The sequence below is a fragment of the Baia soyae genome (genome assembly GCF_004341445.1).
Taxonomy (GTDB): domain Bacteria; phylum Bacillota; class Bacilli; order Thermoactinomycetales; family Thermoactinomycetaceae; genus Baia; species Baia soyae.
This window is the reverse complement of record NZ_SLXV01000029.1, coordinates 24,545-37,312: the sequence shown is the minus strand read 5'-3', so window position 1 is coordinate 37,312 and position 12,768 is coordinate 24,545. Positions and strand designations below refer to the sequence as shown.

General features: G+C 43.4%; 10 protein-coding genes, 1 pseudogene and 1 riboswitch. All 11 genes and pseudogenes read right to left on the bottom strand.

Annotated elements, in window-relative coordinates; all coding sequences use genetic code 11:
• Positions 1-199: 199 nt before the first annotated feature.
• Positions 200-1,084, bottom strand: a complete 885-nt coding sequence (gene bla / locus EDD57_RS09615; protein ID WP_424205724.1) for a class A beta-lactamase — start codon at positions 1,082-1,084, stop codon at positions 200-202.
• A gap of 264 nt (positions 1,085-1,348) precedes the next feature.
• Positions 1,349-2,143 carry a MetQ/NlpA family ABC transporter substrate-binding protein gene (locus EDD57_RS09610; RefSeq protein ID WP_131849242.1) on the bottom strand — a complete coding sequence of 265 codons (795 nt, stop codon included), beginning with the start codon at positions 2,141-2,143 and terminating at the stop codon, positions 1,349-1,351.
• Between the two features lie 35 nt (positions 2,144-2,178).
• Positions 2,179-2,835, bottom strand: coding sequence for a methionine ABC transporter permease (locus EDD57_RS09605; protein ID WP_424205721.1), 657 nt, complete (start codon positions 2,833-2,835; stop codon positions 2,179-2,181).
• A 13-nt stretch (positions 2,836-2,848) separates the two neighbouring features.
• Positions 2,849-3,586, bottom strand: a pseudogene (locus tag EDD57_RS09600) (methionine ABC transporter ATP-binding protein); the annotation flags it as partial.
• A gap of 91 nt (positions 3,587-3,677) precedes the next feature.
• A riboswitch (SAM riboswitch) is annotated at positions 3,678-3,794 on the bottom strand.
• A 69-nt stretch (positions 3,795-3,863) separates the two neighbouring features.
• A complete protein-coding gene (locus EDD57_RS09595) occupies positions 3,864-5,066 on the bottom strand; it encodes a glycosyltransferase family 4 protein (protein ID WP_131849241.1) in 1,203 nt (400 codons plus the stop codon).
• 1 nt (position 5,067) lies between these two features.
• The gene (locus EDD57_RS09590) at positions 5,068-6,483 is read right to left on the bottom strand and encodes an O-antigen ligase family protein (RefSeq protein WP_165873750.1); all 1,416 of its coding nucleotides are present in this window, start codon (positions 6,481-6,483) and stop codon (positions 5,068-5,070) included.
• 317 nt (positions 6,484-6,800) lie between these two features.
• Positions 6,801-7,445 carry a sugar transferase gene (locus EDD57_RS09585; RefSeq protein WP_131849239.1) on the bottom strand — a complete coding sequence of 215 codons (645 nt, stop codon included), beginning with the start codon at positions 7,443-7,445 and terminating at the stop codon, positions 6,801-6,803.
• 233 nt (positions 7,446-7,678) lie between these two features.
• Positions 7,679-8,596, bottom strand: coding sequence for an NAD-dependent epimerase/dehydratase family protein (locus tag EDD57_RS09580; RefSeq protein WP_131849238.1), 918 nt, complete (start codon positions 8,594-8,596; stop codon positions 7,679-7,681).
• 35 nt (positions 8,597-8,631) lie between these two features.
• Positions 8,632-9,732, bottom strand: a complete 1,101-nt coding sequence (locus EDD57_RS09575; protein ID WP_131849237.1) for a glycosyltransferase family 4 protein — start codon at positions 9,730-9,732, stop codon at positions 8,632-8,634.
• Between the two features lie 73 nt (positions 9,733-9,805).
• On the bottom strand, positions 9,806-11,251 hold the full coding sequence (locus EDD57_RS09570) for an O-antigen ligase family protein (protein ID WP_131849236.1): 1,446 nt from the start codon (positions 11,249-11,251) through the stop codon (positions 9,806-9,808).
• A 3-nt stretch (positions 11,252-11,254) separates the two neighbouring features.
• Complete coding sequence (locus tag EDD57_RS09565) at positions 11,255-12,763, bottom strand: lipopolysaccharide biosynthesis protein (protein ID WP_131849235.1); 1,509 nt, start codon at positions 12,761-12,763, stop codon at positions 11,255-11,257.
• Positions 12,764-12,768 lie beyond the last annotated feature (5 nt).

The window sequence follows — 12,768 nt, the reverse complement described above, 5'->3', positions numbered from 1 at the left end:
CCTCACGGTGGACACCCTTGCCTTAAGCTAATGGCTACTGCTACCTTCACCATTCGGGACTTTCACCCTATAGACTACGCCCATGCCGGGCGCACGAAAAGAAGGATTCGATCTAATTGATAGATCGAATCCTTCTTTTCTTGACCCATAACGACATCTAATTAGGATCATAAAACATCAAAATCAATTTGTCTTATCCCTACTTCTTATCAAGTGCACGAATCACTTCTTTAGTCGCCTGTGCAATTAGCTCTTCGTTATAAGTAGCATCTTTCTTGTCTCGACTCGATAACACAGCAATCACAATCGGCGCTCGATTCGGAGGCCAGACGATGGCAATATCATTTCGGGTTCCGTAGCCACCTGATCCCGTTTTATCACCCACAACCCAGCCTGCCGGAACACCTGCACGAATGAGCTTATCTCCTGTTGTATTTCTCTTCATCCAATCGATTAACATATCACGCTTGTCCGCCTGAAGGACATTCCCCAGTGTGAAAGCCTTTAGACTCGTTGCTAGCGCCTTTGGAGTGCTTGTATCACGAATGTCTCCAGGAGTCGCTTCATTCAGTTCTGGCTCAAAGCGAAAAGGTTTCGTCGTATAATCGCCAATCCTCATTAATTCCTTTCTCGCTACTGTCGGACCACCTATTTTCTCAAGTATGAGGTTGAGTGCTGCATTATCGCTATAGCGAAGGGTTGCATCACAAAGCTCTTTCAGAGTCATGCCCGTATCTATATGCTTTTCGGTAATAGGTGCATATCCAGATCGAGTCACGTCCTCTTTTGTATATGTAATCAATTCATTTAGCTGATCAACCGACTTCTGCTTCAACAACATTCCTACTATGAGAGTCTTAAAAGTAGACGCGTAAGCAAAACGCTCGTCCGACCGATGGGTAACGCTACGTCCTGTTCCTGTATCGATGGCATAAACACCGAGCCTTGCATCAAATTTCTTTTCCAAATCGGTAAATGTTTGATTCACGCCATCATCACTTACACTATGTTTGATTTTATTTTCTTCTGCTCGAACCATTTCACTTACACCCGTAAGACTAAAAAGACATACTCCAGCAAGCATTCCGAGTACCATTTTCATTTTCTTCAAGAGATATCATCCTTTTCTGCTATAGATTCGTAGATGGGGAATTTGGTATTCCCACATACTTCCTATTCGAATGGACACCTCCCTTAGGGGTTTCTATTTCCCCTACAAAAACAAAAACAAACTCTTTTTCTTTACATATTTACTTACAAATATATCCTTTTAAGTTATAGTTCTCAAGGAAACAAATACTCCCCAGCACGACCTATTCGATTCATAGGTCCGTACTGGAGAGTTCGATTAAAACGCGGCCATGACTGCGCCTTTGTACTTCTCATCGATAAACTTTTTCACTTCGGGTGAGTTCAAGACTTTCGCCAGTTTCGTAAGGGCATCTTTGTTTTCATTACCCTTTTTTGCCGCTAGTATATTTACATACGGTGAGTTTTTATCCTCGATGAACATGGCATCTTTGATTGGGTTTAGTTTGGCTTGTAATGCATAGTTTGTGTTGATAACCGCTAAGTCTACCTCTCCTATGGTACGAGGAAGCATAGCCGCTTCTAATTGCTTAAATTGAAGTTTCTTTGGATTTTCTTTGATGGATTGAAGGGTTTTCTCGCCATCTGGACTATCTAATTTGATTAATCCTTTTGTCTCTAAAAGCTGAAGGGATCTCTTGAAATTAGATGGGTCATTCGGCAATGATACTGTTGCGCCATTTGGGATCTGGGAAACTTCTTTCCATTTCTTCGAGTATGCACCCATTGGCTCGATATGAACACCGGCAACTTTTACGATATGATACCCTTTTTCTTTGTTTGTGGTCTCTAGCCAAGGAACGTGTTGGAAGAAGTTCGCATCGAGCTGCCCTTCTTCTACCGCTTTGTTTGGCAATACATAGTCTTGAAATACTTTTACGTTCAGTTTTACGCCTTCTTTTTCAAGCTGCGGTTTGATGTGCTCTAAAATCTCAGCGTGTGGTACTTGGGAAGCTCCTACGGTTAACGTAGACTCTTCTTTCTTCCCCCCTCCGCAAGCAACAGCAAGCAGGGATACAACCGCGATTAGGGCAATGAGCCAACTTTTTTTCATCTCTTATTCCTCCAGTGTTATATATGATTCTTTTCTTAACGGTGGTCCACTTTGCGACTGATCGCATCGCCGATCCACTGAACGATTTGAACAATGGCTACTAAAATAAAGCTACATACGAGCAACATCTCATTATTAAACGATTGGAAGCCTACTCGTAGAGCAACGTCTCCCAATCCACCACCACCTACAATTCCAGCAAAGGCAGAGTAACCGATTAACGAGACACAGGTTACGGTAATCCCGGAAATAATAGCTGGTAGGGACTCGGCTAATAAAACCTTGCGAATCATGGTAAATCGATTCGCGCCCATCGCATGAGCGGCTTCCAATGTGCCCCGATCCACTTCCAACAATGCGGTCTCTACCATCCGAGCAAAAAATGGGGCAGCCGCTACGGTTAGTGGAATCGTGGCCGCAGTCGGTCCTAAGCTGGTGCCAATGAGAAACGTCGATAAAGGAAATAACAATAAAATAAGGACGATAAACGGAACACCCCGAAATACATTCACTACAACGGCTAAGCTTTTATGAATCACTTGGTTCTCCCATAGATGACCACGATTCGTAATCACGAGGAGCACACCAAGTGGCAAACCCAGTAGTACCGTGAACAACGTTGAAATCCCTACCATTTGCAATGTATCTAACGTAGCTTGCCAAACGGTCTCCCAGTCAACTTGACTAAGCAATGTGGTCACCTCCCAAACCCTCTGTAAAACGCTTCGTCACTTCATGCTGTGGCTCTCGAAACACTTGTTTTACCTCGCCTAATTCCACAATCGATCCCGTCTCCATCACCGCTACTTTGTTACAAATGGCATCTACTACACTCATCTCGTGCGTGATCAAGGCAACGGTAATCCCCATCTCTTGGTTGATCTCTTTTATTAATTGCAAAATGGAAGTCGTCGTTTCTGGATCGAGTGCAGAAGTCGCTTCGTCACACAGTAGCAAAAACGGATCATTGGCCAGCGCACGTGCAATCCCGACACGTTGCTTTTGCCCGCCGCTTAATTCGGATGGATACGCATCTTTGCGTTCCCATAGCCCGACCCGTCGTAATAATTCTTCTGTTCGTTGCTCGATTTCGCGCTTCGTTTTCCCTGCTATTTCGAGTGGAAAGGCTACATTTTCTCTCACGGTACGGGACCATAGAAGATGATAATGTTGGAAGATCATGCCGATTTTTTGTCTAAGCACTCGAAGCTCTCCATCAGACAAGACGGCTAACTTTTTGCCGTTCACATGGATCGAGCCACTTGTTGGCTTTTCTAATCCGTTTAGTAAGCGGAGTAAGGTGCTTTTACCGGCACCGCTGTAACCGACGATCCCGAAGATATCACCCTTTTCGATCTGAAGATCAATCTCTTGCAATGCGATTACTTCCCGCTCTCGTTGCTTGGCTGGATATCGTTTCGTAACTTGCTCGATTTGGATCAATTTGTTCACCTTCCTTAGTTCAAAATGAAAAATCCCCTTTCTGCAGATGAATGCAGAAAGGGGATATGTATATATACAAAGATCCACTTTCCTCTCATCTACCAGACAAAAAAGCTCTGCAGGAATTGGCACCTTGTTTGTATGTTGACCATACAGACTGGTTGCCGAGGTATCATAGGGCCTGTCCCTCAACCTCTCTGGATAAGAGAAAATCTCAAGATATTCATTTGTAAATTCATGATTGCAACGAACTAACGCTTATACTAGATCAATTTATTTAATATGTCAATGATTTTATTTTCTCATAGCACTCGATCACTTGATTCGCATTTTGCTCCAAAGAGAAGCCGCTCGAAGCTACATATGCTTGTTTTCCTAGCTCTTCTCGTACATCGTCCATTGTTAACACTTCATGCAAACATTGCGCGATATGAACTGCATCTTTTGGACGGGCAAGTCTTCCTGTCACGCCATCTTGCAGGACTTCTTTGATTCCACCAACGTCCGTAGCCACCATCGGGCGTCCACACCCCATTGATTCCAGTAGGATGGAAGGTAGTCCCTCGCTTAGACTGGTTAAAGCAATCACATCGGCACTATTCATCCATAGTGGCATCTCATCATAAGGCCTTCTGCCCATCATATGAATCCTATCGGAGAGCCCAAGCTTTGTGATCTCTTCCTCTAGGCCACTTTTGAGGGGTCCTGCACCTACTAGATACAGATCTAGACCTTCGTGCTGATCATCCTGAACGAGGCGGTGAAAAGCTTGTAGCAAATAGTTAATTCCCTTTACAGGAAGTAGATTTCCGATAAATATAATCTTTTTGCCCTCGGATGGGATTCCCAGACGAAGACGAGCCTCTAGATGATCGATAGAGTAAAAACGATTAGGATCAAAGCCGTTATAGATCGTGGATACTGGTAATCCTGGCACCATTTGATCCACCTCACTACGAAGACGATCACTTACCGTGATGAGATAATCGCTTTTTCTTAGCGCCTCGACCGTTCGTTCATACATCTTTTTATTTTTCTTTGGATAAAGCATAATATCAGAGCCGTGAATCGTGCTAATGACTGGAACTCCTAATGCCTCTTTCAACTGCCCACCTGCATAGCCGTCTGGAAAAATCGTGTGACAATGAAGTACCTCATACGGAAATTCCTGCTTCATTTGATGCAAGATTGTTTGTAGTGATCGTATATAAAACGCTCCATAGCGATGAAAAAAGAAACCACCCGGAAACATCCTTGTCGGCACATAATGGACAGGGATTCCATCAAGATCTGTGCGATTAGGTAAGTTTGTGTAACCCTTCCACTTTTTATACAGAGGAAAGCTCGGAATCGGTACGACTACCCGCACTTCGCATCCTGCATCTCGCAGTGCCTTTGTCTGATTATGTACAAAGATCCCAGATTGTGGATTTACTTCACTCGGGTACATATGTGAAACAACCAGAACTTTTTTCGTCAATTCATTCACTTCCTTGTGCAACGACCTGTTTCTTTCTCTCCAATTCACCCATTGCAACCACAGCTAATCCGATCCCAACCGTAATCCACATCGGTGTATAGTGAATGCAGCTACTAGGCGCCATCCCCCCAAAGAAGAAGCCGATCAGACTGGATAATGTAGCAAAAGCGCTCCAACGAATCACAGGACTCGTGAATGCCCCATGCTTTAAAGAAGCAAACTTCCATAAACGCCATAAGAGCCAGAAGTATACAGCCATGTACAGAACAAAGATCAGAACTCCAAAGTTAACGAGGACTTCTAGCCACCAATTGTGCATATTCTTTTTATCGACATGGGGTGCACCTTCCATTAGTGGCTCGATATTACCCGGCCCCACTCCCAAATAATGTGACTTATGCAAGAAGTGGAATCCATTGATAATCAGAAACTTACGAACCGTAGCGCTTCGTCCCGTTTCTCCTTCAATGACACCTTCTCCTTCTGCATCCCAGCCCCCTTTTTGAAAATCACCTAAAAAGCCGAAAATAGAAGCCAATTTCGCATTATTTGCAGCCCTTGCCTTATCTGACAAAAGAACAACACCTACTGCATTAGCCAAAATAACAGCCGCTATGACCGCTATAATCGCTTTAGTCACGTTTTTCTTCGTCCATTTCTCGCGCTTCACCACGAAAAAAGCTCCCAGCAATAGCACTGCACAAGCAAGCGGCAGGGCTAACATCACATTACTACGTGAGCCGGTTGCGAAAAGGGTGTAGAGGCTAAAGATACAGCCAACATAAAGGACCCATTTATATTTTTTATGTAGTGGTAACATAAAGATGGCTGTAATCAGAAATGGCAGAGCCAACGTAATAAACGTAGCCAAGTCATTTTGATTGGTAAAAACAGAAGTGACAACACTTACAAATTCAGAATTATAACCCCTAGAAGCGGGTAAATGGATAAAGGTCATCGACTCGAAAACAGCATAACCGATAATCATGGCATATACTGCTACAAGAGTTTTTGCTGTTTTCCAAAGACTTTCATATGTACGGATAAAGAACGGGAAAGAGAAAGTGAGCGCAAGCATCATTCCAAGATAGATCAAATATCGGATACCATCTTTCAAGCTAACCGCCCAAGTGAGTGAAATGATTGCATAAAGAAGCCAAAAACAGAAGAAAACTCCAGCCCAACGCACTTGGTAGATGGTAGTTAGTTCTCTATTTTGCTTATGGTTTATGTACTTTCTATTCCAAACAAGATGTATAAAAGTACCTACAGCTAAAACGAAAAAAGCAATCCGAAAAAAGGTAAGCCGAAAGTCCCCTGTACCTATTCCAAGTGTCGGGCCGATCAGCCCAAATGCAATCATAAAATAGAAAATCTTTTCCAATCGATCTTGTTTTCGAAGCAACAACTGATCCACCAAGCCCTCACTCTTTTCATCCATCAATATCAAGATTATGTTACTTGTAGATTACATTTTGTTAACAAGTTCGACAAATGTAACTAAAGGAGTATATCGTGGCGTATAATAAGTTTACAAAGCGAAAACGGAGGTGCCTCACATGGAATATCCAGTCGTTGGTAAATCATTTTGGATTGGTGTCATGAATGCCGCTGGGATCAGTGTACCGTTTTGGTTACTGATGTATGCAGGACTTCGTCTGATATTCTAATGTGAGTCACAGTCAGATAAAAAGAAAGCACGGATCATCATGAGATGGTATCCGTGTTTTCTTTTTATCTTGCACCGCTTCCTGATAAGACAACCCAAACCGTTCGGAGTAAAATACGTAGATCCAAGGCAACGGATTGATTTTGAATATAATACATATCTTGCTCCCACTTTTCACGCGGGGTCACTTCATAACCACCTGTTACCTGCGCCCATCCAGTAAGGCCTGGTTTCACTAACAAGCGTTTCTTAAATCCAGGAATCTCTTGTTCAAATTGCTCCGTAAAACAATCTCGTTCGGGACGAGGCCCGATTAAGCTCATATCCCCATTCAATACGTTGATAATCTGAGGAAGCTCATCAATTCGCGTCTTACGAATAAATTTACCTACCTGTGTAACACGAGGATCGTTTTTAGCCGCCCACTGTGGGCCGTTTTTCTCAGCATCTGTACGCATAGAACGTAGCTTATAAATCCAAAATTTCTTCCCTTGAAGTCCAACTCGCTCTTGCTTGTAGAAAACAGATCCAGGAGACTCCATTTTAATCGCAATCGCTGAGAGAACGAGGACAGGTAAGGTAAAGATGAGCAGGGCTAGTGAGAAGAGGACCTCAAACGCCCGTTTAACGATTGAGTAGATCATAGAAGCAACTCCTAATTTTCCTGTCAAAACACTTGCATCGTTTTCGACTGACGCCTTCAAACGCATCTGCTATTCACTCCTGATCGCTATAAATCATCTATGTTTGTCAACAGTTTATACTCATAGTTAGATTACAAAAGTAACAGTAACATTACAGTAATGTTTCAAGCCTATAATGTACACAGTATACTCCAGGAGGGCCTAAATAACAATAGACGTTTTGTTACAGCTTGAGCGATTTATGTATCGGTTCGTAACGAGCTCTGCTTGGTCCACAGTTTGTTATATAGAAGCGTATGCTAGTACTTCTTTAAATAGTATTGATAGGTTTGCTTAAGACCATCTAATAATGGGATTTTCGCTACCCATTCTAAGGTGTCCGCGGCTTTCATCGCATTAAAATAACTATCCTTAATATCTCCAGCGCGCTCTGGTCCATACGTAACCACTACATCCCTTCCAGAGGCCACCCGAAACGCTTCGATTAATTCATTTAGTGAAGTTTGAACGCCGGTACCGATGTTGATAATCTCACCAGAGCCTTTAGTCAACGCTTGTACATTTGCTTTGGCTACATCTTCTACATAAACATAGTCACGCGTATGTTCCCCGTCTCCAAATACCGTTAGCGGCTGTTTACTCAATACTTTATCGGTGAAGATGGATACAACGCCGCCTTCTCCTCTTGGGTCCTGACGAATACCATACACATTGGCATAGCGAAGTGCTGTGTACTCAAGCCCAAATAAACGATGGTACACATCTAGATAATGTTCTACTGTGTATTTGGAAACACCATAAGGGGAAATGGGATGGGTTGGGTGATGTTCATCGATTGGCAGATACTTAGGCTCTCCGTATACAGCGGCAGAAGAAGCATACACGAATTTCTTTACTCCCGTATCTTTTGCTGCTTCTAATAAATTAATAACCCCCATGATATTTACATTTGCATCATAGATAGGCTTTTCAATCGATGTTGGTACATGCGTTTGTGCTGCCTGATGAATCACCGCGTCTGGTCTGACTTCTTCAAATATCTGATGAATTTCTGGATGAGTCACATCGATCCGATAAAAGACCGCCTTCGGATGAATCTGTTCTTCATGTCCTGTGATCAGATTATCTAGGACAACCACTTCATGCCCTTCGCCAATCAGTTGATCCACGATATGGGACCCGATGAAGCCGGCTCCTCCCGTTACAAGGACTTTCATACTGATACCCCCTTTGTTTTCCTACATGAAACATCTCATGATCCAATTTCTTGGTACAAGCGTAGTAATTTCTGCTCTTCAATGTGCCAATTGTAGTGTTCCTCGTACGCTCTCCGTCCATTAACACTCATGGACTTAGCTAGCCCGGAATCGGTCAAAATCTGCGTTGCCTTCTCTGCCATTTCCTTCGGGTCTAGAGCGTTTACCGTAAACCCACAGTCGCTTCCCTCCACAATCTCTTTCCATAACGGGAAATCGGTTGCCAGTACAGGCATACCGGCTGACATATACTCAAACATCTTAATCGGTAGAGACTCACGGTAGTTCTCAACAGGATGCAAACAGACCAATCCGACTTTCCCCGATGCTAATTTCTGCTGAACTTCTGTAAAGGGTATTCTCCCGTGAAGGTAGATCCGTCTTTCACTAAATCGTTCAGCTTCCTCTACACTCACTTGGATATGTTGGAGCGGTCCGATAATGTGTAATTCTGCTTGTAACTCTTCTGGAATGTGATTCATCATTTGAATCATTTCCTCATACCCACGCAAACGAGAAACTCCGCCCACATATAAGATTTGATTCTTTCCATCTTGTCGTTCCATCATCGGCATCGGGAGTGGGTAGTTTTTGATCACTTCCCGATGCTTCACCCCGGTGAATTGGCTGGCAATAGGCTCTGTTGCGGCGATGACCGCTGTTAGTTTGCGCGCTAGCCCCTTTTCAATTTGGTGGACTAGAGTAGATAAAGGCCTGCGAATCTTGGGATTAATCCATACTTTGGTATAGATTTGTTTGGGTAAGTCTTCATGTACGTCATAGATCACAGGCTTCCCTGTCCGCAACCGTAAGAGTACTCCCCACGGAAGTAGTTCGGGATCATGAAAGTGAAACACATCTGCACCACTTTTTCGAGCCCGTTTATATAATTCGTATCCCTTTAGTAACCTGCGAAAGCGGTTGGCCGCCCGTTTCACGCCTACAATCCGGACACCTTGCTCCATCTTCTCTTCTACATCCGAAATCGCGTGTAGCTCTACTTCGTATCCCGATTTTGCTAAAGAGACGGCTTGCTTATGAAAAATTCGGGAGTCATCACAAGGATGAACTGAACTAAATATCATTACTTTTTTCATTCACGGGTTCAGCTCCTATAGCAACTTGCTCTATATAGAAAGGGGAGGAATTACCCATCTAGGCTCCCTCCGCTCATTTCGATCCAGATATAGACTTGGGTTCAACTTGTTTATTCTGATGTTCACCTAACACAAGTACTGCTAACGCTAAGCCATAGCTAATCCACATCGGAGTGAAGTGGATCGCGGTACTCATCGCCATACCACCGAAAAAGTATCCAGTCATAGCTGCTAAACTAGCTACTGCCCCGAAACGTAGGTACGGAGAGAGATGTGGAGATCGTTTCAAACTGATCAACTTCCACAGTCGCCACAGCAACCAGACGTACAAAGATAGATAAAGTGCAAACGTGACAACACCAAAGTTGACTAAAATCTCAGCCCACCAGTTATGGATATTTTCCTTGTTCACATTCCCACTCACATACTCATCTGAAGAAGGATGCATCCATCGTTCAATATTTCCTGCTCCCACACCCATAAAGTGGCTTTTCACTAGGAAATCGAAACCATGCTTCAAGAGATTCACACGTACCGTTATGCTTTCTCCTGACTGGCCTGCTATCCCGGAGCCCTCTTCCCCTACAAGCTCCTCCGAAACCGCATTATGAAGGTCAGAGAGGCTAGCAGAAGTACTTCCCAGCTTATCCCCCACCACTCTTTGACCCTCTGGAGTCAACATAGTGGCCAGCATAACCTGAATCAATACAACAGCGAGAAGTAGAAAGAAACCATTCCTACGTATGCTCTTTAGATTGAAACGACTACGATCCAAGCTCTTCCAAAAAAGGATGAGCAAAGCGACTGCAATCAATGGGAGAACGATCAACTCGTTTACGCGTGATCCTGTGGCAAATAAGACATAGCCGGATAGGATGAATACTCCGTACAGTGCCGTTTTCGCCTTTCGCGACAAAGGTAACATGATCATGGCCGCGGCGATAAATGGCAGAGCCAATGTAATACATGTCGCCAAATCATTTTGGTTGGTAAACACAGATGTAACCGCTGCACTTACACCATCGGAGACATTTTCATCTGCCGCCCGAGAAGTAGGGAGGTGGATTAAGGTAACCGATTCAAACACCGCAAATAAAATAATCGCTGTATATACACCAAATAATACTTTCGTGATTTTCTGATAGTAGGATTCATTTCGGATGAAGTACGGAAATGAAAGGGCTAACGCGATCATATTCGTCAGGAATACCACATAGCGAATCCCTTTCCCCATATCGATCACCCACGTTAATGTTAGGACAGCATAAACGATCCAAAAACACAGAAAGGCGATATACCAACGAATGGGGTACATATAAGTTGCTTCCAAGCTCTTTGTGTTTACAAAGCGAAAAATGAATCCAGCTAGTAAAACAAAAAAAGCTAAGCGGAAGAAGGTTAACGTAAAACCGGATGTCACCGGAATACCAAAGCTAGGCCCGAGTAGAGCGAAGGCGGCCGTTAGATAAAACAACGTATCTAAACGTTTTCGTTGAGAAAGGAAACCTTCATTTACCATCTCTCACTTTTTACCTCCTAGTTTGGGCAAAAGACTGCCAATTCGATTCAACATGTTAACAGGAATTAATCCGGTAATGAAAACAACTGCCACATTCCCTACAAATGCCGCTACATACGTAATCCACGGATTCGGTAGATGATTTGCCTGTACGTAGCTAATCCAAGCCATCGAGGCAAGGAACACGGTCATGTAGAGCATCACAGCACCAAATTTAAACTCAACCGGATACACTTTTTGGCTCGCCCGATAAATTAAGATCACCGCAATTAAATAACTAGCTGCGGTCATACTAACTGTACCCCAAATTTTAAAGTACGGCACGAGTAGAAAGTTACCAATTAAGAACATCACAGAAACGAGGATAAAGATTCTGGAGATGTACTTGGTTTGCTTTTTAATGAACAGCCCTACACCGAATACAGGATGTAATACGTTTAATAAGGTCCCCAGCGATAACATCCATACGTATAGGTAGCCGCTAGAAAGGTCTACCTTTGTCTCTGGACCTGGCGTACCGATATAGAGGTTATATAGAGGTTGAATAAAGAATGTAAGCACCATAATAGCTAATGTGCCAAACACAAGTAACCCTCTACCTATTAATCCATACACCTGCTTCGCATCATCACGGTCCTTAATGGACATTGAAAAAGGCCGCCAAGCTAGTTGAAATGGTGCCGTAATCAAAACAATAAAACTGGCGATACGAACAGTCGCTTCGTAGATGGCGTTTGCATCGTACTTGATAGCAGCATTATCGGGTACTAAGTAATTCAGCATCGGTCTGCTAATCGATGACATGATCCAAAAAGATAGTAGAGAGATCATCACGGGAGATCCATACTTGATGAGTTGAATCGTATGAGGCTTAGAGAATTTCCAAGTAAGTTCTTTTCGATATAGCCACAGCAGAATCAGGGCTACCGTACCTTGACCTATTAACTGACCGTAGAATATGCCCAGCACAGACGGTTTCATATAATAAGCAAGCACGACACTTAGTACAGAGGACCCGATCACAAATGCCATTGAAAAGATATTAAAAAACCAGACTCTTCGGTTGTAGCGAGCATAGGCGAGAATATGCTGGATGACAATCGCTCCCAATGTCGCAACGGTTGCAATGGTCAATAGATGGGTATCGTCATAACGATCATTTCGATAGACGACGGAAGAGAGAGTAGAGTCAAAGAGGAAAGATAGCACGCTAAACAGAATGCACATCCCTACACTAAACAATAATGTGTTTGTGAAGTAGACTCGACGATCTTTCTCATCTTTCGTGTCATAGAAATAATAAGCGAGTGCAGTATCAGTTCCTAGGATACATAGGTACGTTAAAATAAGCGTATATGTCTGTGTCAAACCCCAGTCGCCAATTGCGTGTTGGTCCTTTTGCAGAATCCGAATATAAATAGGGGCCAACACGACTGCCGCTAGCTTGTTTCCCATCGTTGCAATCGCAAATGCAGCCGAGTCTGAAAACAAACGCTTGATTAGTTGGTTCATGGATT

Coding starts and splice junctions, on each gene's coding strand:
- bla (WP_424205724.1), bottom strand. CDS start 1,084: ATGCTTGCTGGAGTATGTCTTTTTAGTCTTACGGGTGTAAGTGAAATG.
- EDD57_RS09610 (WP_131849242.1), bottom strand. CDS start 2,143: ATGAAAAAAAGTTGGCTCATTGCCCTAATCGCGGTTGTATCCCTGCTT.
- EDD57_RS09585 (WP_131849239.1), bottom strand. CDS start 7,445: ATGCGTTTGAAGGCGTCAGTCGAAAACGATGCAAGTGTTTTGACAGGA.
- EDD57_RS09580 (WP_131849238.1), bottom strand. CDS start 8,596: ATGAAAGTCCTTGTAACGGGAGGAGCCGGCTTCATCGGGTCCCATATC.
- EDD57_RS09575 (WP_131849237.1), bottom strand. CDS start 9,732: ATGAAAAAAGTAATGATATTTAGTTCAGTTCATCCTTGTGATGACTCC.
- EDD57_RS09570 (WP_131849236.1), bottom strand. CDS start 11,251: ATGGTAAATGAAGGTTTCCTTTCTCAACGAAAACGTTTAGATACGTTG.
- EDD57_RS09565 (WP_131849235.1), bottom strand. CDS start 12,763: ATGAACCAACTAATCAAGCGTTTGTTTTCAGACTCGGCTGCATTTGCG.